General features: G+C 35.5%; 14 protein-coding genes. 5 read left to right on the forward strand and 9 right to left on the reverse strand.

Annotation, left to right across the window (positions count from 1 at the left end):
* The first annotated feature begins 52 nt into the window (after window positions 1–52).
* Window positions 53–1,060: an LLM class flavin-dependent oxidoreductase gene (locus tag EHC72_RS04270; RefSeq protein WP_131536428.1), complete on the forward strand. Its 1,008-nt coding sequence runs from the start codon at window positions 53–55 to the stop codon at window positions 1,058–1,060.
* Between the two features lie 289 nt (window positions 1,061–1,349).
* On the opposite strand, the gene EHC72_RS04275 is transcribed toward EHC72_RS04270, so the two are convergent.
* The 9 genes from EHC72_RS04275 to EHC72_RS04315 all read right to left on the reverse strand — a co-directional run bounded on the left by EHC72_RS04275 (window position 1,350) and on the right by EHC72_RS04315 (window position 15,895).
* Window positions 1,350–4,124 carry an outer membrane beta-barrel protein gene (locus tag EHC72_RS04275; RefSeq protein WP_131536429.1) on the reverse strand — a complete coding sequence of 925 codons (2,775 nt, stop codon included), beginning with the start codon at window positions 4,122–4,124 and terminating at the stop codon, window positions 1,350–1,352.
* A gap of 286 nt (window positions 4,125–4,410) precedes the next feature.
* Complete coding sequence (locus EHC72_RS04280; RefSeq protein WP_131536430.1) at window positions 4,411–5,487, reverse strand: DUF5694 domain-containing protein; 1,077 nt, start codon at window positions 5,485–5,487, stop codon at window positions 4,411–4,413.
* A 138-nt stretch (window positions 5,488–5,625) separates the two neighbouring features.
* Window positions 5,626–6,768 carry a M28 family metallopeptidase gene (locus EHC72_RS04285; protein WP_131536431.1) on the reverse strand — a complete coding sequence of 381 codons (1,143 nt, stop codon included), beginning with the start codon at window positions 6,766–6,768 and terminating at the stop codon, window positions 5,626–5,628.
* A 223-nt stretch (window positions 6,769–6,991) separates the two neighbouring features.
* Window positions 6,992–7,909 carry a DUF6607 family protein gene (locus EHC72_RS04290; protein ID WP_131536432.1) on the reverse strand — a complete coding sequence of 306 codons (918 nt, stop codon included), beginning with the start codon at window positions 7,907–7,909 and terminating at the stop codon, window positions 6,992–6,994.
* Window positions 7,910–7,920: 11 nt separating this feature from the next.
* Window positions 7,921–9,138: a PepSY-associated TM helix domain-containing protein gene (locus tag EHC72_RS04295; protein WP_131536433.1), complete on the reverse strand. Its 1,218-nt coding sequence runs from the start codon at window positions 9,136–9,138 to the stop codon at window positions 7,921–7,923.
* Between the two features lie 72 nt (window positions 9,139–9,210).
* The gene (locus tag EHC72_RS04300) at window positions 9,211–9,921 is read right to left on the reverse strand and encodes a DUF4198 domain-containing protein (RefSeq protein WP_131536434.1); all 711 of its coding nucleotides are present in this window, start codon (window positions 9,919–9,921) and stop codon (window positions 9,211–9,213) included.
* 62 nt (window positions 9,922–9,983) lie between these two features.
* On the reverse strand, window positions 9,984–12,404 hold the full coding sequence (locus tag EHC72_RS04305) for a TonB-dependent receptor (protein WP_131536435.1): 2,421 nt from the start codon (window positions 12,402–12,404) through the stop codon (window positions 9,984–9,986).
* A 22-nt stretch (window positions 12,405–12,426) separates the two neighbouring features.
* Window positions 12,427–14,880: a TonB-dependent receptor gene (locus EHC72_RS04310; RefSeq protein ID WP_131536436.1), complete on the reverse strand. Its 2,454-nt coding sequence runs from the start codon at window positions 14,878–14,880 to the stop codon at window positions 12,427–12,429.
* Window positions 14,881–15,190: 310 nt separating this feature from the next.
* Complete coding sequence (locus EHC72_RS04315) at window positions 15,191–15,895, reverse strand: DUF4397 domain-containing protein (RefSeq protein WP_131536437.1); 705 nt, start codon at window positions 15,893–15,895, stop codon at window positions 15,191–15,193.
* A 529-nt stretch (window positions 15,896–16,424) separates the two neighbouring features.
* Here EHC72_RS04315 and EHC72_RS04320 point away from each other — a divergent pair.
* From EHC72_RS04320 to argC, 4 genes are all read left to right on the forward strand, one after another.
* Complete coding sequence (locus EHC72_RS04320; protein WP_131536438.1) at window positions 16,425–17,123, forward strand: GNAT family N-acetyltransferase; 699 nt, start codon at window positions 16,425–16,427, stop codon at window positions 17,121–17,123.
* A gap of 1 nt (window position 17,124) precedes the next feature.
* Window positions 17,125–18,315, forward strand: coding sequence for an argininosuccinate synthase (argG, locus tag EHC72_RS04325; protein ID WP_131536439.1), 1,191 nt, complete (start codon window positions 17,125–17,127; stop codon window positions 18,313–18,315).
* A gap of 87 nt (window positions 18,316–18,402) precedes the next feature.
* Complete coding sequence (locus EHC72_RS04330; protein ID WP_131536440.1) at window positions 18,403–18,753, forward strand: cupin domain-containing protein; 351 nt, start codon at window positions 18,403–18,405, stop codon at window positions 18,751–18,753.
* Window positions 18,731–19,756: an N-acetyl-gamma-glutamyl-phosphate reductase gene (gene argC / locus EHC72_RS04335; protein WP_131536441.1), complete on the forward strand. Its 1,026-nt coding sequence runs from the start codon at window positions 18,731–18,733 to the stop codon at window positions 19,754–19,756. Before EHC72_RS04330 ends, argC begins: the two co-directional genes overlap by 23 nt.
* Window positions 19,757–19,808 lie beyond the last annotated feature (52 nt).

Below are 19,808 nucleotides of genomic sequence, written 5' to 3' on the forward strand. Positions count from 1 at the left end.
GCTAAACCCGTACTTTTTTAAATCTGTAGGCTCATAAATTTGTTTTTAACATATGAGCATATCAAAAATTAAGTTAAGCGTATTAGATCAGTCGCCGGTAAGAAAAGGTGTAACAGCCCGTAGAGCGATTGAGGAAACTACATTATTGGCGCAAGAAACGGAAAGATTGGGTTATCATCGTTTCTGGGTTTCAGAGCACCACAATACAACCAGTTTAGCTGGCTCAACTCCAGAAATTTTAATTGCCCATTTGGCAAATCATACCAAAACATTAAGGATAGGTTCTGGAGGGATTATGTTACCTAATCATAGCGCCTTAAAAGTTGCCGAAAGCTTCCGTTTGTTAGAAGTTATGCATCCTGGCAGGATCGATTTAGGCATGGGTAGAGCACCTGGTACGGATAGAATAACCGCTTCCATGCTTAACCCGTCGAATAACTTTAGCGAACAGGATTTTGTTATTCAACTTCAGGATTTGCATAATTACCTACACGATTCTCCTGAAGAAGGAACCATTCAAACCAAAATAAAAGCCATTCCTATTGCGGAAACGGTACCACCACAATGGTTATTGAGCAGTAGCGGTCAAAGCGCCTTATTTGCTTCTCATTTTGGAATGGGTTTTTCTTTCGCACATTTTATAAATCCACACGGCGGTCCTCAAGCCGTTCAATATTATCGCGAGCATTTTAAGCCTTCAATTGATTTAGCCAAACCCGTAGAAAATGTGGCATTTTTTGTTTTCTGCTCAGAAGATGAAGAAAAAGTAAAACAGCAGGAAGCTTTAATGTCTTATCGTTTTTTACAATTAGAAAAGGGTGGAGGTTTAACTTCTGTGGGCTGGGACGACATTAAAAATGTAACTTATAACTTTGCAGAGCAAGATAGAATAGATGCCAATAAGCCAAGGATGATTTACGGAACGCCCGATGTAATTAAAGAAAAACTTACAAAGCTGGCCGCAGATTATGATGTAAATGAGTTGATGGCGGTAACGATTACCGAACATTTTGAAGATCGGATAAAATCGTATCAGTTGTTGGCTGATTTATTTTTATAAACGAACGTTAGTAGTTTTTGGCCTGTGCAATCCTGCCCTTTGCTAAATCCCGATAGAAAAAATCGGGATACCGCTGGCGGTTTATTTAACAAGGGCAGCAAGAAATTTATTAAATCAAGCGTACAAACATTGTATCTAAACCAGATTGAAACGGCATCCCGATTTTTTCTATCGGGATATAGTGTAAAGCGGGACTATCATTGCCACGTTCAAAGAACCGCTCATTTTCAGCTCATTAAATTAACTTGCCGAAGTTTTTAATACCTCCGGCAAGCCAAAAGAAAATCATTTAAAAGTTAAAGAAAGTTTGTCTGCCGCCTACTTTTTGTCCAAAGTTTTGGATATTATAAGTAACGGTTAACATTCCATATCTACCCAAACTATTACTTTGAGTGTCGATAACACTGTTGCCAGTAATTTGGACGTATCGTTTTACGTTACTTTGCAAAATATCATTTACAGCAAGCTTTAACTGCAAGCGATCATTTTTCATGAGCAGATAAGTTAGGGCAGCATTCCATAATTTAATATTATTGTTGTAACCATTAATATTCTGATTGTTTATTGTTGTGGCATAATTTGTTTCAAAAACCAATTTTTTAGGGTATCTAATTACTAATTCTGATGAGCTTTGGTAAGTGTTATAGCTTAAATTAGTATAGAAACTATCCTGATATTTACTTCGGTTAAAGTTAACTGAGTACGATTGATTAATTTCGACAATATCATTAAGATTTAAGCGGGCGCTACCATTTGGACCGATATAAAAAACATTAGCATTGCTTTTTATATTATTTACAATTACTGGCGAGTGATTGAAGTTCATCCAGAAACCTACTCCAAGTTTTAAGGTATTTTTATCTCTTTTAAAATCTTTAGAAATATTTGCGCCACCATTAAAACTATAAATTCCGCTGGCATTAATTGGGTTTACAGTTTGCACGCCGTTGCTAATGGTTGTGGTATTTATTACGCCATTTTTAGTAAAGTTTCCATATCCATAAAGATTGTAGTTAATTAAACTTTTAGGATCATATTTATACATGTTCATACTAAAATTTTGAGTTCTGGCGGGTAATAAATCAGGATTTCCATTTCTGATATATAATGCATTTGTATTATCGGCAACAGGCTGTAAGTAGCTAACATCGGGCTCAGCGAACCTAGCCGAATATGTGAAGCGGAATATTTTGTATCTTAATTGAAACGTTGGCCAAATAAAATTATAACGCTGATCTATATTTGCACTGTTGCTAAAACTATTATTTAAGGAGATGTAGTTGTAAACTAAACCAGGTTGAAGGCTAAAATCTTTTGTAATTTTATAAATAAGACTTATGTTGGTGTTTGTTTTAAAACCTTCTTGCTTAACACTTTGAGTTAAGCTAGGGATAACAATATCGTATAACTGATTAGCTGGGTTTTTATAAAAGGTATTTAATGCATTTTCATTATTAATTAGACTTCCATTTACATCGGCTTTTAAACTAAATTTTTTGCCTATCGGTTCGGTATAATTAGCGTACAGGTAAGATCTAAAATTATCAATTTGATTGTTTCTAAGCTGATCTATTTCGGAAGTTGAAGGGGTAAGATAGTAGATGCCATTGCTGCGGTTATAATTCTTCATTGCATTTGGCGTGGTAGAAGCATTAAAGCCAGCATTAAATGTTCTGCCAGTCTTTTTAAAATCTTTACTTAAATCTGCAACTAGTTGATATTTGTTGGTTGAGGCGTTTCTATCGTTTAAAATATTTAACGTATTAATTAAATCGCCACTTGCATTTGCATTGGTTGCATAATTTGTGCTTACAGAGTTGTTGGAATTTAATACAATAGATGGCTCGATGGTAAGTTGAGTTAAAGAATCTATTTGCCAGTCTATTTTGCCTCCAATATTGTGCTTAAGCGTTAATGCACTAGTATTTTCATTGGCATTGGTAATTAAACGATCGGTACCAAGGGTTTGATTTGTATTGGTTAATTTTTCTAATAAATTATCGGATCGGCCGAAGAAATATTGTGTGTTTACCTTAATTCCTTTTTTTGTTAGTGTATTAAAATTGAAACCGCCGCCTGAAGAGGTTTGAACACCGTTATAACTTCCTCCAAAATTGATACCATTAAATTCGAAATAGCCTCCTGAATTAATCATCATTGAGTTAACGCCACTTCTACCAAAGCCACCAATTTGACGTACATCGTTAGGTGAAAAACCAGGTTGATTAATGTTATTGGCATAAGCAAGAATACTAACCTGAGTGGTATCTCTAAAAAAGTTCATTATTCCACCAGCCTGATAAAGTTCTTTTAAACCACCACCAGCATATAATTTTCCAAATGCCCCTTTTTTAATCGCTTTTTTTAGTTTAAGGTTTATTACCTGTGGAATATCAGCAGCCGCTAAATCAGGATCTCTGCGTTTTGCCTGTTTATCATCAACCACCTGAATTTTATCAATAATATTGGCTGGAAGATTTTTAGTCGCAATTTGCTGGTCGCCTCCGAAAAATTCTTTACCATCTACTAAAATTTTGCTTACCGTTTTGCCGTTTACCATAATAGAGCCATCGGCAGCAATTTGAACGCCTGGTAATTTCTTTAACAGATCTTCTACTACCGCAGAGGGCAATGTTTTAAATGATTCAGCATTAAATTCAATCGTATCCTTCCGAACAATAACCGGAGGCCTTTCTGCAGAAATAGTTACCTCATTTAAGTTATTGGCTTTTGTAGATAGGTAAATTGTGCCAAGATTAATTGTTGGGTTATCTGCACTTACAAGCACCTCCTTGTGGTAAGTTCCATATTGCCAGGCTGTAATAATAAGGCGGTATTTTATTCCTGTTTGCAGACTATTTATTTTGAATAATCCTTTATCATCAGAAAGTTTGTACGTGGTTAAAATGCTATCACCAGCTTTATAAACAGATACTGTTGCGTAGTTTAAAGTTGTTTTATGGTTTGCACTATCGGCCAAAATACCTGTAATGCTTCCATTTTTTTGTGCAAACAAATTAAAAAATGTTAGACAAAAGGCGAGCGAGAATAAAAATTTCTTCATGTATATTATCTTAATAAGCAATTTAAATTTAGGGTTGTTCTCATTTGTGTTTTTAAAAATGTGATGAACAATCCATTAAATGTGATGAATGGAAAGTTTAGTTAGTTTAACCTCAAGACACCAAAAAGTAAAAAATGTTGCACAGGTTAAATGTATAACTAATCTTTTAGGTAAATAAATGTGCTATATGTAGAATAATCAAACCAATCAGAAAAATTACAAAGGCTTATAAAATAAAAAATCCCTTAGATTGACGTCTAAGGGATTTGAAATGGAGGGGTTAGTTTTAAGGTAAATCGTTGAAATTAATTACTTTAATATCTGTTCTTTTTGCCAGAATTTCTTCCATCCATTTGCGATGAGAAGAACCAACACCTACAACAATTCTTTTAGCATGGTATTGCTTTGCTTGGTTAACAAGATTATCGCACATGCCCTGGTTTCTTAAAACCCATTGTTCAATCATGGCTTTAATTGCATCAGTAGGGAAGCCCTCATAACCGTAAAAATGCTCACCCCCATAAAAATTCCATGAAGCATCAAGCTCTGCATACCTCGCGGTGTTCATACCAGCATATTCAGATTTCTTAAAAATTTTATAATCTTCTTTTGTGTAGCTAGAATATTTTTCAATCGCTTTTACAGTTTTAGCCTCTGCAGAAAGAGTATCTGCCTTTGCTTTTGCCTCCATAACTTCGATTAAGGAACGTGCCTTTGCCCAAGCTACAGACCATGCACTATCATATTTTTGACAATCCATAGAGTAAATTTGACTTTGCTTAAGTTGATACACCAAAGGGAAATAAATTTTGCTGTACTCACTACTTGTTCTGTATAATCTTGCTTTTGTAAGCGAATCGGTATTGCCAAACATTTTAGAATAAACAGCTTGTTCTTCTTTTCCAAATGAATTTTTCATATAATTTTCCATTACAAAAATTTGATATTCGGTATTGGCACGGTCAAAATTTTTGGCATAGTTAACGGCCAGTTCCATTCTAGTTTTATGATAGTAAGGAAAGGCAGTAAGTGCTTTTTGAGCTTTATTAACTTGAGAGGAAAGATTTTTTACATCTTCAGGATTACGCTTTATAATGAAATTACGTCCGTTAGAAAAACTTGTTACCGCCCAATTATTTGCTGGCAATTTCTGGTAATCTTCAGGCGATGTATATTCACCAAAAACCATATCAGGATTAAATTTTTTCAGCTTATCAATAATTAGTTGAAAATTTTCAGCTGATTTAGAATTGTCGTGTCCTGAAGCAACAATTACAATTTCGATTTGATTTTGGGCACTTAGTTTTAAAGCAAATGCATTTAATACTAAAAGTACGAGGCTAAGTTTTAATATATTTTTCATAATGAATCTTGTTTTTGATTTGTTGATTCAAAGATGATTATCCCAGCTCGGCTACTCTATTTAATTATCCCAAAGTCCTTAATTATTATCCCAACTCCTTAAAATTGACTTTAGATAAGATATATATTTAAAGTATAATTATTGATTCTGCAATTTTTGATTGAATTTAACTATCAGCTTAAACAAATTATTGTACTTGGTAAGAGGTAAAGTTTCGGGTTTATCAAATACATCGTGATAAGCTGAAATTCCTCCTTGCGTATAAAAGAAAAACGCAGGAACATTCTTCTCCGTAAAGAAATAATGGTCGCTATTTGCCGCTTTTCCTCTGGAGTTTATTTTTGGGATATATTGATATTCGTTATTAATATCGTTCAATTGTTTAAAAGCTTTAGGGTATACACTGGCATTTACAACAGTCATACCTGTTTCTCCAGTACCTACTAAATCCAGATTAATTAAAAATTTAATGTTGCCTAGTGGTATTAGTGGGTTTTCAACAAAATATTGTGAGCCTAATAAACCAGCTTCTTCCCCTGCGAAACAAATAAAGCCAATAGAATAGGGTTGCGGATTTGCAATATAATATTTTGCAAGGCTTAATAAGGTTGCTACACCTGCGGCATTATCATTAGCGCCAGGGAAATAAATATCTCCTCCCATGCCACCTAAATGATCGTAATGTGCCGTAATAATTAAAATTGAATCTGGAAATTGAGTTCCTTTTACAAACCCACAAATATTAGATGCATTAAAGCTTTCTATAAATTTATTTTCAACATCAATGTTAATTTTTTCTGGTCGTTCTTTAACAGTTTTACCATTTAGTTCTATTGTAGTTAAATTAGAAACTTCTGTAGCGACAGACCATGTTAGCTTATTTTTAATAAGCACAACTAAATTAGGTGATGATTGAAATTTTGAACTGTCTATTTGTACTAGTTTGGTTTTCTTTTTTAAGCCTGGGCTTTCATTGGTAACTAAAAAATCTATACCTGGCTTAAGTTTTTTACCATTTAACTCTACAAGCATTTTACCCGGAAATGTATTTACAGGATAATTGAAATTTTGCTTGTAATCGTTACTCATTGGCAAAAGGCCGATATTTTTATAGGTTGATGCCAAAAAATCCGCAGCTTTTGTCATTCCATCTTTAGTATAGCCACGGCCCCAAAATGTTTTAGCAGTTAGGGTATCTACCATGTTTCTGGTATAGGTAGAATCTTGGGCAAAGGTGCTGGAAGCAATCAATAAGAGGAAAATAACGAAGCTGTTTTTCATATATCTAAATATGGCATAATTTAATCATTGCAGCCATAAAACAAAAACGCCACTCTATGCAAAATAGAATGGCGTTTTAAATGGGTTAATTTTTTTAAAAACTGTTTAAATTTCACTAAATATTTTACTCCGTCGCCCTGAATTTAGTTCAGGGCCTTTTAAGATAGATTCTGAAACAAGTTCAGAATGACGATCATTTTTTAAACAAAATTTAAACAGTTTCTTAATTAGCCAAGTAAGGTTGTAAGGCTGTTTTTACTTTTTCTTTATTTTTTGAAGCGCTCCATTTCTCTTTTATAGATTGATCACCAAGTGCAAATAATGTTTCGTAAAGTAATTTGCCATTAGCCATTGTTTTTACTTTAAAGGTGTTGTTTGAACCAATAATATCTGCCCAAACGCTACGTACATCTGCCCAATAAGTTTGTTGGCTATTCCACCATTTTTGAGCGTAAGCAAAAGTTTTAGGATCGATTTTAGTAAATTCTTCATAGCCTTTTTCAACTGCAAGCAATTTATCACCATTTGGGGTACGGATAATTTTTTTGTTATCCTGCTCAAACATCCAACCTTTTGGAGTAATGGTAATTCTACTGCCTCGGGTTAAAACATTATAATCCTTACGCACTGTAGATTCTCTTCTTGGAAGTGGAGAATCGGTTTCGCTTTGCCAAGAATCATGACCGCCAACGTGGCTCCATGTTCCGTAACCTTGGTAACGTGGGCTATCATCTACCTGATACACTTTTTGTGTCCACGTGCCTTTTACATCAGCAGCAGTTAACTTTGCCTTTTTCCAGGCATTATCTTGCGTGTAAAGCATAATATCGGCATCTTCATAAGTCCAATCCTGGCGCCAGTGTTTAATTACTGTCGTATCGTTTATAGCTAGCATATGCTGAATTACAATTCTTTTAGGCTCATCAACAATAATTTCAGCCCATTCACTACCATGACTTTCGTAAGGCTTACTAAATTTATAGGCAGTATCTGGTGCGGTTACTTCGCCATAGTTGAAGTTAACCTCATAAAAGCCAGCTAACGATTTTATTGCTTTTCTATCTTGCTCCAATTTGCTTTGGGCATTTGCTTTAACAGTAACTAATCCTGTTAAGACTAAAACTAGGTTTAAAAATTTCATTATTATTTATTTTAGGATTTATTGTTTTCCGCTATTGCGGGTATTTTTTTCTTTTTCTTTTTGCCCCACCAAATTATAAATCCGGTTATGGGCAAGCTTGCAGCAATAAAACTTGCTAGAAAGGCTAAAATTTTACCAGGCAAGCCCAAAATTGCGCCAACATGGATATCGTAGTTCATAGCGATTAGCTTTTCGCCAGCATTTTTTTCAGAGTAATCTCTCTTGTTTAATATTTTTCCGGTGTATTGGTCAAATTGTAATTCATCATAGTTGTAATAGGTTTGTTTTCCTTTATAACCATTGGCGTAAATTACTGCGCTACCTGTACTAAATGCTGGAGACATGCCAATACGATCGGCATCCTTAAATTTTTGTTTAGCAGTTTCAAACGCAATATCAAATGGGTTTTTAATACTGGTTTGTGTGGAGTCTGATTTTCCAGTAATATTTACAGGCGGCGTAATGCTTCTTGATGCTACAACATAAACCGTTGCCTGAAACCATTGAAATGCCCAAACCATTCCTGTTAAAGCTAGCACCAAGCAAATTGTTACTACATAAAACCCTAACACATTATGTAAGTCGTAGTTGATCCGTTTAAATTTTGCACTCCATTTAACCTTAAAACTTTTATCGAAATTAGATTTTTTCAGGTTTTTAGGCCACCACATTACGATGCCTGAAATAAGTAAGAAAACAAAAATAAAGGTAGCCCAGCCAATAATTTGCTGCCCAATTGGATGATTAATCAGGAAACTCCAATGGAGCATTTTAATGATTCCAAAAAACTCATATTTATAATCGGCAACTAAGGTAACCTTTCCCGAATAGGGATTGATGAGTACTAAATCATAGTAATCTATTGAGTCAAAATACCAAAATGCTTTAGAATTGCCTTCTTTGTAGGTACCAAATTCCCAAGCTCTATCCGGTGCTTTATAAGCATTAATGAATGATATTTTTTTCTTGCCCCCCAAAGCCTTTTCTGCAGTTACTTTTAAAGTGCTTAATGCAATTGTTTGCGGGTTGGCTGGAACATCTACAAACATTTCCTTTTTGTGGATAAACTCTGTTATCTCTTTTTGAAAAGCGAAAATGCAACCGGTAACACCTAAGTGGAAAACAACAAGCCCTGATGCTATGCCGAGCCATAGGTGCAGCCAATCGCTTATCCTCCTTAATCTGGATTTTTTAGATTTCGTTTTTGGGTTTTGTTTTGTAGTTGCCATTTAAATGGTGTTAATAAAAAAGACCAGTCGACTATAAAAAAGCCAACTGGGTATAAATTTAGGGTATATAACTTATTTAACCTCAGTAAAATAAGTTACTAAGTGCCATACTTTGTCATAACTTTTATCATGCAAAGTACCAGGTGTTTTATCTTCTGTGAATGCTTCGAGGAAATAATTTCCCTTTTGCACAGCTTTAAAAGTGTATTTGCCTGTTGCGTCGGTTTCTGGTTCTTGTTTTGTCCAATCAGGATTAATGATGCTAACTTTTTGTTTTGCAAAAGGTGCTTTATTGTAAACTAATTCATGTGTGGTTGTTTCGCCCACCTTTAAAAAAGTTTTTTCTGGTTTGATAATTAGTGCTGCACTTGCTGGGAAAGACAAATTATTTTTAGCATTTCCAACAGCTACGTCAGCAAAAGCATAATATTCAATTTTAGCATGTTCGTAAATGTCTTTTACTTCATGAACAATTGATAATTTATAAGTCCCATCCTGATCTGGAGTAAAAGTAGCTTTAAAGAAAAGCACATCTGGTGTTGCAGTTAAAACCTTTGTACTCCCATTTGGTGCTGTTAAAACCAAGCTAAATTCTTTTAAGTTGCTAAACCATTTTTTTGCCGAATCTGGTTCTTTGGATTCGTATTCGCCAAAAAAGACTTTCACTTCTTGCGCTTGTCCTTTTTTACCTGTAGAAGAAGTTTCTATCCACAATGCATGAGCAAAAGCGCTGGAAACGCTAAATGCAAAGAAAAGGAGTAATAGAGAGATTTTAGTTTTCATAATTTTGAGGTTATATGTTTAAAAGCTGGTAGCGATCATCTGAAAACCGCCACCAACGGGGATTAAAATTTGTATGCTACGCTAACTCTACAATTTCTAGGTGCCTCTGCTTGTGTGTAATAAGCATTTAACCATTCGTAGTAAGAACCACTGTATAAGTATTTATCCAAAATATTGAAAACATTACCGGTGATTTTAAATTGAGAATGTTCGTAAAATAAACCTCCATCCAGTTTAAAATAGTTTGGAAGCTTTTGCAACCCAACGCTCCAGCCATCTGTGGCTCTATCTGCCAGATAAGTAAAACCACCAGAAATTCCTGAACCCTTTAAAGCGCCGTTTTGTATGGTATACGTTAGCCATGCATTAGCTACGTGTTTTGCAAAGCCTGGCACTACATCTCCAACATTGATAGATGTTACGCCAGGTGCTACTTCTGTTACTTTTGCATCCGTATAGGCATAGTTTGCAATTAAAGTTAGCCCGTTAGTTATTTTTCCTCTTAAATCAAATTCTACACCCTGCGCTCTTTTTGTACCCAAAACAACGCTGTAGTTCTCTTTAGTTGGGTTTGTAGGATCAGTTGGATTAGGAATAAATGCGTTCGTTGGATCGGGTGTTAATTCGTTGTGTTTATTAATTCTATAAACAGATAATGTTGTGTTCCACTTTCCATCAAACCAATCTTTTTTAATCCCAATTTCATTATTTGTACCCGTAATTGGTTCTACTTTACCATTATTGCGCAATATTCCGCTTTGTGGTAAAAAGGCTTCATCGTAAACAGCATAAACTGAAGTGCTTTTATCAACCGATACGCTTAAACCAACACGTGGCGTAAAGTGTTTTGCTTTATCAGGAGCGCCACCCCAAGCCGATTGATTAACATATGTATAACGGCCAGCAAGTGTTAAACGAACAACATTATTAAAGAAACCTAATTCGTCCTGCAGGTATCCGCTTAAGTATTTGGAATCTATTAATCCACCTGCGTTGATTGCTCTTTGCTTCAATGGTGTTGTACGGTCAAAATCCGGATAACCATTGGATGGGAAACCATAATTTGGATTATTTAAATCGAAAGGAGAAGATGCTAAATCTAAGTCATGAGATTGCCCCCAGTCTGCTATATAGTTTTTCTTACCTCCATCAAATCCAGCTAAAATTCTGTGGTTAATGCCACCTGTTTTAATCTGACCGTTAATAAATAACTGAGCCAATTTCATGCTACTTTCTGCATCCCAAATCCCAACACTTCTAATTAGAGTGTTATTAGCGTTCACAGAGGATGGCCATGAGCTGTAACCGTTTTGAAGGTATTTGAAATAAGCCGCCTGAGAGGTTAATTTCCAGGTACTGCTAAAGTTATGTTGCAAGTTTAAAAACAAACTATGGTCTTTCATTCTTGTAGGCGGTAATCCAGGCTGAGTCAAAGTTAATTCACGAGGGAATTGTGCATAGCCACCTGGAGCAAAAAGATAGTAAGAACCAACTTCCGTCATTTTCGCATTTTGGAAAGTATATTCAGCCGTTAACTTAGTTTTATCAGTAATTTGATAACTTAAAACAGGCGCAAAGCTATATCTATCGTTTTGCTCATACTTGCGAAAAGAGCCCTTGTTTTGAACAGCTGTATTTAAACGGAATAATAACTTTCCATCATCTGTTAATTTATGATCAAAATCTACAGTTGTTCTGTACAAACCATAACTTCCGGCGGTAAAAGAAACTTCGCCACGGTTAAAGCCAGTAGGTTTTTTAGTTACCACATTATACATTCCACTCGGGTCGCCACTGCTTAACATAAAGCCAGCCGGTCCTTTAACAAATTCAATATGATCTACAAAACTCATATCTTCTGTTAGCGGGCCCCAGAAAGAGTTCACCACATTAAAACCATTGCGCATAGCTTGAATTTGCGAACCTCTCATGCTTATGTTGGTGTACATATCTCCCCAGTGCTCCATCCTTACGGCACCACTAACATTTCTGATTAAACCATCGCTCATGCTAATAATTTGCTGATCTTTTAGCACCTGATCGCTCACAATTTGTATGTTTTGAGGTGCTTCAAGTAAAGGTTCATTTAATCTCAAGGATGCAGAAGGTAAACTAATTTTATAACGATTGTTTTTTCCTGCAATGGTAACTTCTTCCAAAGCCTGATCGGTTTCTACAAGAGTAAAGTTTACCTCTTTGTTTTCTCCGGCAATAACTGTAATTGTTTTGTCCGAAGGCTTAATTCCTACAGCAGATGCAACAATTGTATAAGTGCCTGGCTTTATTTTATGCAGAGTATAAAAACCCTTTTCATCCGTTGTGTTTCCAGAGTTACTACCCTTTAAACCAATTGAGATATAGGATGCTGCTTTACCATCTGCGGTAGTAACCTTACCTTTTATTGTTGCAAACTGCTGTGCAAATGCAATCATGTTTAAAAACAACATCCCTGCTGTTAATGCTAATACTCTAAGTTTATTCATTGATCGTTAATTTATTTAAGTATTAAAATTTATAGGTAACGCTACCGGTAACGGTTCTTAAATCTTGAGGATTCATGGTGCTGTAACCTGTCCAATATTTTTTGTTTGTAAAGTTGTCTACCTTAGCACCAATTCTAAATCTGGTGTGGTCATAAAATACTGAAGCATTAAATACTTTATAAGCTGGAAGGATGAAAACACCCTGACTAATGCTATTTACAATTTTGTTATCGCTAGCATAATTTCCGCCAGCACCTAAGCCAAAACCTTTAATTGCACCATCCATAAATTTGTAACTGATCCATAAATTTGCCGAATATGGAGCTGCAGAATAAGCATCTCTTTTTCCTTCAACATCTGCATCTGCATTTACCAAGCGATTATCGTTATAAGCAAAACCAGCAATAATATTTAAGCCATTAACTGGATTGGCAATAATTTCGGCTTCAACACCTTTACTGATTTTATTTCCATCCTGAATTCTAGCATTAGGATTTGATAAATCGCCACTGTAACCTCTAACAATATCTTTAACCTTGATGTAGTAATAAGATACCGAACCAGTAAGTCTGTTGCCAAAAGCATTCATTTTAACACCACCCTCAATTTGGTTGGCTTGTTCTGCCTTAAATGCAGAACCTTTATAATCTATTCCGTTTACATTGTTAAAGCCATTTTGGTAGTTGGCAAATAACGATAGCTGATCTTTAATTGGTTGGAAGACCAAACCGAATTTTGGAGAGAAAACCGTTTGCTTGTAAGCTGTAGGAGGTGTTGAGTGCGCACGGTCTGTATAAGTTGTATTGCTAAATCTATCAACCCTTAAAGCAGCAAGCGCAATTAATCTATCCGTTAAGTTAATCACATCAGATGCATAAGCACTATAAGTATTAGATATTCCATTATCTGCATAATTGAAAACCGTAGCTGGGTCTTTAGCATTTGCAGCGTAGAAATTTGCTAGATTATACTCGGTGAAATTATTATAATTGGCACCGTTTCCGTTTTTGTTTGTAAAGTCAAATGTATTAATCGAATAAAATAACTGATCAGAGTTGCGGCGTAAATAATCTAACCCAATAACAACTCTGTTTTTAATTGATCCGATATTAAAAGTTCCATTAAAGTTTTGTTGTACTTCGTAGAAATTAACTTTGCTGTTATCTGTTGATTGATCTGCTCTTGAAAGATTTTCAGCTCCGGGGCCTGCTGCCGGATTTCCTCCGGGAATATTTTTATTCGGAACTAAAAACAAATAAGTTCCGCGGCCATTTGAAAAGCTATAGCTTGATGAAAAATTAGTATGTGACGACCAGTTTTCGTTAAACTTATAATTGGCCTGAGCAAAAAAGTTTGTGCTTTTATATTTTTGCTTCATTGCATCGCCAGTAAACGATTTTTCATAATTAATACCAGCTTGATCTGCTCTGTCAAATCCTAAATCTTTTACAGGAAAATAGAAGAAAACAAAAGGCTTTAAAGTATTTGTTCCACTTGAAATTTCCGCATCAAAATTAAAGTCTAACTTATCCGTTGCTTTGTAAGATAAACTTGGAGCGATAAAAATTCCTCTGTCATATACGTTTTCCTGAAAAGAACCTTTGTAATTATAAGAAGTATTTAAGCGAGCGTAAATTTTATTGTTTTTATCAACAGGAAAATTAAAGTCTGTACTTACTCGGTTAAAATCGTAACTACCTGCAGAGTAGGTTACTTCTCCGCCCAAGCCTTCGTAAGGCTTTTTAGTTACACGGTTAATTAAACCACCGTATGAAGTTAATGTACTACCAAATAATGTAGCGGATGGGCCCTTAATTATTTCAACACTTTCAAGGTTGGCAGCATCATTACGACTGGTTACTAAACCAGCAATCCCGTTTCTTAGTTTTGCCTGTACAATAAAACCCCTTGATGCATAGTAAGCACCACCATCGCCACCGCGAGAAGTAGCTTCCCACATTTTTTGAAGCCCTGTTGCATTTCTTGTTGCATCATCTACAGAAAATACCAACTGATCTGCCAAAGTTTCTTTACCAATTGTGGTATAAACCTGAGGGTTTTCAAGGTTGGTGATCGGCATTTTTGCTACAAAATCACTCTTTTTTGAGGCATATTTATTTGTTTTGCCGCGATTGATGTTTACTTCACTTAACTGATTGGCACTTTGGCTAATAACAAAATCAACAGTAAGGTTTTCTCCCGCAATAACGGTAATCGTTTTTTCTGTAGTTTTTACACCAACTGCCGAAGCCCGTATAGTATAAACACCTGCCTTAACTCTTGAGATTTCGAAAACTCCGTTTTCATTCGTTTCGTTGCCTAGGCCCTTGCCTTTTAAACCAACAGAAATATAGGCTGCAGGTTTACCATCTGATGTGGTTATAGTACCTTTAATGGTTGAAAGTTGCTGAGAAAAAGCAGTTGTACTTATTATGGAGAGGAGAACTGTTAAACTGAGAAGTAAAAATTTACGCATATCGTCTTTTATTTGGATTAATTCTAAACAGCCGCAAAATAACGGCACAAAAACTTAGAATCCAAATTATTTTGACTAATTCTAAATAAGGACGGCGTATTTAACATTTCATTCCGAAAAATGCGTTAAAAACCAAACTAAAAAGGGTTAAAGTACCTGTGTATTGGGAGTTAAAGAGAGCGCTGCTGGTAGCAAGCGAGGGAAATTACTAAGATTGCCTAGTTCTTGTAGTGAATATAAAAAAAATAGGCATTAAAAAAGGATTGCCTTACAAAAAGACAATCCTGGTTTATTTGTGTATGATTTAAATTTATTGAATTTTAAGTACCTGCAACGTAAATGGTCTTTCGGCGTCACTTGCGGGATTAGCTAAACCTCCAAAAATCACATCGTAATGGTAGCCGGCGGCTAAAGTTGTGCCTGCTAGCGTAATTTTTACAGCACCACCGCTTGTTTCTTTGGCATCAAAAGAAATAGAACCGGCATCTACAGCAATAAAACCGCTAATAGCTTTAAAAGCTTTATTGCTAATTAATGGAGTAGTTGCGCCAGTTTTTGCTAAATCTAGTGCCGCAGCATCAGGAGATAAATTTATAAAACGGATGTATGCTTTAGTTGCATCCGGTGTGCTTACATCATCGGTCGTTAATAAGCCATCGAGTTGACCAGGTTTATTAATTAAATAAAAAGAAGAGTATTTATTTTGTGCAAGCGTTAAATCTTTACTAAGCAAGCTTTCAGTATTGCTGGCCGTAGTAAACTTTAAAGTGTAAGTTCCAGGTGAGCCTGCTTTATAAACAGATGCGCCAGCAAATGGTAGCGCAACCGAATTTATTTGAGTACCACTCAAATAAACATTATAGGTAGCAGCAGTAGGCGAAGAGTTTACTACCCTTAAATTTGTAACTGGCGTTTCTGTAGTGTCTGTCTTTTTACAAGCAACTATAGAAACTGCCATGGTTAGTAAAAGAAGTAGTTTAGGAGAAGATTTTTTTAATAATGTAAAATTTTTCATAATTCTTTTTTAGGTTTTAATTTGAACTGACCTGTACAGTTAAAACGATTGTTAGGTGGTATTCGCTACAGGCATGCAAATATTGTGTTTAACGGGCATTGCATAGTGTTAAATGATGTTAAGCAGATGTTAATTTTTTATTGTCTTTTTAACGTTTTTAATATCATCTAAAGGATATAGCCACTTTTAGTCAGGAGAATCCAATAAAATTCAGAAGAAATGATAAAAAAATGGGCATAATATTGCGTAACTCGATTTTTATTTAAACCTTTGCACCTCAATAGAGTTAAAGCCGTTTTAATACGCAAGAAATGATTAAACAATTTTTATATAAACTTTCTGTTTTCACAGCGCAAGTCGTTGCTGAGAAGAGTATGTTTATTAATCATTTTCGGTCCGCATTCTATTACCCCTTAAGTCGGCAAAATTTTACGCCGCGTATTTAGTACATCTTACTAATACTATGAGGAATTGATCCTCTCTAAAAACCCAATTAACAAGAATACCTTAATTTTTCGTTAGAAAACGAATGGATATTAATGAATTTATAGTACAGGTTGCAATCTCTGAACATCGTGTGTTTGCAGAAGAAATTGTTACTGAAATGGCAGAATCTGCGAAAGCTCGTGGTACGGGCATTGCTAAGCGTTCTCCAGAATATGTTGCCGGAAAAATGGAAGAAGGCAAAGCGGTAATTGCCTTCCATAAAGATGGTACATGGGCAGGGTTTTGCTATATCGAAACCTGGAGCCACGGTCAGTTTGTAGCCAACTCAGGCCTCATAGTAAGTCCGAAATTTAGAAAAGCTGGTTTGGCCCATGCCATTAAAGAAAAAGTTTTCGAGCTATCTCGATCACTATATCCTAAAGCAAAAATATTTGGTTTAACCACCGGTCTTGCCGTAATGAAAATCAATTCCGATTTAGGGTATGAGCCTGTAACCTACTCTGAATTAACACAGGATGAAGAATTTTGGAAAGGGTGCCAAAGTTGCGTTAACTTCGAAATTTTAAAAATGAAGGAGCGTAAAAACTGCATGTGTACAGCTATGCTTTACGATCCGGCTACCCAAAAGCATGATGCAGCCAAGCGTTTTGCTGAAGAATTAGAAAAGAAACCCAAATTATATGAGCGTTTTATGCGCATTAAACAACGTTTAGTTGTTAAACCGAAACCAAAAACCGGGTTAAAGGCCCTTTTGTTTTTATTTACCTTATTATTTAAATAGCATGAAGAAAAAAGTCGTTTTAGCTTTTAGCGGAGGTTTGGATACCTCATTTTGTTGTATTTACCTTGCACAGGATCGTGGCTTGGAGGTTCACTCTGTAATTGTAAATACTGGTGGTTTTTCTGAAGAAGAGCTTAAGGAAATTGAAAAACGTGCATACGCTTTAGGCGTGGCTTCGCATGCTGTGGTTGATGAAACCGAAGATTATTATAATGAGTGTATTAAATACTTGATTTTTGGTAATGTATTAAAAAATGCTACTTATCCGCTTTCTGTTAGTGCAGAACGTGTAAGCCAGGCAACAGCAATTGCCAATTATGTAAAAAAAATCGGCGCTGATTATGTAGCACACGGTAGCACAGGGGCTGGTAACGATCAGGTTCGTTTCGATATGATTTTTAATATCTTAATTCCTGGTGTCGAAATTATTACCCCAATCAGAGATTTGAAATTATCCCGCGAAGCGGAAATAGAATATTTAAACAATCATGGTGTTGAATATAGTGCGGCAAAAGCTCAATACTCAATAAACAAAGGTTTGTGGGGAACATCTGTAGGTGGAAAAGAAACTCTAACTTCTAACGAAACTTTACCAGAAAGTGCATGGCCAACTCAGGTAACAAAAACTGAAAGCCGTAAAATTGAATTAACTTTCGAAAAAGGCGAATTAGTTGCATTAGATGGTGAAACATTAGCACCAGTTAAAGCGATTCAAAAATTGCAAGCCATTGCTCAAGCTTATGGTATTGGAAGAGATATCCATGTGGGCGATACTATCATTGGTATTAAAGGCCGTGTTGGTTTTGAGGCTGCGGCTCCAATTATTATCATAAAAGCACACCATACTTTAGAAAAACATACATTAACTAAATGGCAGTTAAGCTGGAAAGAGCAATTGTCATCATTCTATGGTAACTGGTTGCACGAAGGTCAATTTCATGATCCAATTATGCGCAATATTGAAAGCTTTTTAGCTGATACTCAGAAAGTAGTAAGCGGTAAAGTATTTGTTGAGTTATTGCCATATCGTTTCCAAATTATTGGCATTGAATCTAATCATGATTTAATGAGTAATAAATTTGGTAGCTACGGTGAAATGAACAACGCCTGGAGTGGAGAAGATGTTAAAGGTTTCTCTAAAATATTTGGTAACCAGGTAATGATTTGGCATAAAGTTAACAACGAGGCGTAGCCTCTGAGTTTAAAGGTATAAGGTTAAAGGCGTAAGGTTAATACGCCCAAACCCTAAGCCTTAAACGCCAAGCCCTATACCTTAATTATGAATAAAATCCTTTCAAAAGAAAATTGTGTAAACCATTATAAATGGGGTAACAATTGCGACGGATGGAACTTTATAAGCAAACCCGAGGCGGCAATTAAGCAAGAGTTAATGCCTGCAAAAAGCGCCGAAAAGTTGCATTTCCATACCTATGCTGAACAGTTTTTCTTTATTTTAAAGGGAGAAGCTACATTTTTAATTGAAGGCGAAACTGTTAATGTTACTGCAAATGCCGGATTGCAAATTAAAGCTGGCAACAAACATAAAATCATGAACGAGAGTGACCATGATTTAGAATTTATTTTATTCTCTTATCCATCTACGCAAAATGACAGAACAGATTGTGAATAGTAAAAAAATTAAAGCAGGGATTATTGGTGGTGCCGGATACACCGGAGGCGAAATGCTTCGTATTTTGGTTAATCACCCAAACGTAGAAATTGCTTTTGTAAATAGCAGTAGTAACGCAGGTAATTTTATATCTGATGTGCATACCGATTTATTTGGTGATACAGATTTAAAATTTACAAGTGAACTACCTCAGGATATTGATGTTTTATTTTTATGTGTTGGGCATGGCGATGCGAAGAAATTTTTGGCAGCGAACCCAATAAATGATAATATTAAAATTATCGATTTATCTCAGGATTTTAGACTTCATGCTAATTCCAGTTTTAACACGCCTGATTCAGACCTTAAAACGAAAGATTTTGTTTATGGTTTGCCCGAACTAAATAGCGAAATTATAAAAAGTGCTAAAAACATAGCTAATCCTGGGTGTTTTGCAACTTGTATTCAGTTGGGTTTATTACCGCTGGCTTCTGCAGGGTTAATTAAAAATGAGGTTCATATTAATGCAACAACGGGATCTACTGGTGCCGGACAAAGCTTGGCACCGACTTCACATTTTAGCTGGAGAAATAATAATCTTTCTGTTTATAAAGCATTTGAGCATCAGCATTTGAATGAAATTAGTGAAAGCCTTGTGCAATTACAACCTTCGTTAGCCGAAGCTTTAAATTTTGTTCCACAACGTGGTGATTTTACCCGTGGTATTTTAGCTGCCATTTACACAGAAAGCGACTTAACTTTAGAGGAAGCACAAAAACTTTATGAAGATTATTATAGTGCTCATCCTTTTACACATGTAAGTCGGAAAAATATAGACTTAAAGCAGGTTGTAAACACCAATAAAGCATTGATTCATATTGAAAAACATGGCGATAAATTATTTATCATCAGCATTATTGATAACCTGTTAAAAGGTGCAAGCGGACAAGCGGTTCAGAATATGAACTTAATGTTTGGCTTGGAAGAAACAGCAGGACTGCGTTTAAAGGCAGCGAATTTTTGATAAGAACAACGCTAAAAGAATAAAGTCCAAAGACCAAAGCAATGATAGCGTG

Origin of the sequence: Pedobacter nototheniae (genome assembly GCF_004335085.1) — a bacterium.
Lineage (GTDB): Bacteria > Bacteroidota > Bacteroidia > Sphingobacteriales > Sphingobacteriaceae > Pedobacter > Pedobacter nototheniae.

Bases quoted from the DNA above. Each gene is read 5' to 3' on its own strand.
- EHC72_RS04270 (WP_131536428.1), top strand. From the start codon at position 53: ATGAGCATATCAAAAATTAAGTTAAGCGTATTAGATCAGTCGCCGGTA.
- EHC72_RS04275 (WP_131536429.1), bottom strand. From the start codon at position 4,124: ATGAAGAAATTTTTATTCTCGCTCGCCTTTTGTCTAACATTTTTTAAT.
- EHC72_RS04280 (WP_131536430.1), bottom strand. From the start codon at position 5,487: ATGAAAAATATATTAAAACTTAGCCTCGTACTTTTAGTATTAAATGCA.
- EHC72_RS04285 (WP_131536431.1), bottom strand. From the start codon at position 6,768: ATGAAAAACAGCTTCGTTATTTTCCTCTTATTGATTGCTTCCAGCACC.
- EHC72_RS04290 (WP_131536432.1), bottom strand. From the start codon at position 7,909: ATGAAATTTTTAAACCTAGTTTTAGTCTTAACAGGATTAGTTACTGTT.
- EHC72_RS04295 (WP_131536433.1), bottom strand. From the start codon at position 9,138: ATGGCAACTACAAAACAAAACCCAAAAACGAAATCTAAAAAATCCAGA.
- EHC72_RS04300 (WP_131536434.1), bottom strand. From the start codon at position 9,921: ATGAAAACTAAAATCTCTCTATTACTCCTTTTCTTTGCATTTAGCGTT.
- EHC72_RS04305 (WP_131536435.1), bottom strand. From the start codon at position 12,404: ATGAATAAACTTAGAGTATTAGCATTAACAGCAGGGATGTTGTTTTTA.
- EHC72_RS04310 (WP_131536436.1), bottom strand. From the start codon at position 14,880: ATGCGTAAATTTTTACTTCTCAGTTTAACAGTTCTCCTCTCCATAATA.
- EHC72_RS04315 (WP_131536437.1), bottom strand. From the start codon at position 15,895: ATGAAAAATTTTACATTATTAAAAAAATCTTCTCCTAAACTACTTCTT.
- EHC72_RS04320 (WP_131536438.1), top strand. From the start codon at position 16,425: ATGGATATTAATGAATTTATAGTACAGGTTGCAATCTCTGAACATCGT.
- argG (WP_131536439.1), top strand. From the start codon at position 17,125: ATGAAGAAAAAAGTCGTTTTAGCTTTTAGCGGAGGTTTGGATACCTCA.
- EHC72_RS04330 (WP_131536440.1), top strand. From the start codon at position 18,403: ATGAATAAAATCCTTTCAAAAGAAAATTGTGTAAACCATTATAAATGG.
- argC (WP_131536441.1), top strand. From the start codon at position 18,731: ATGACAGAACAGATTGTGAATAGTAAAAAAATTAAAGCAGGGATTATT.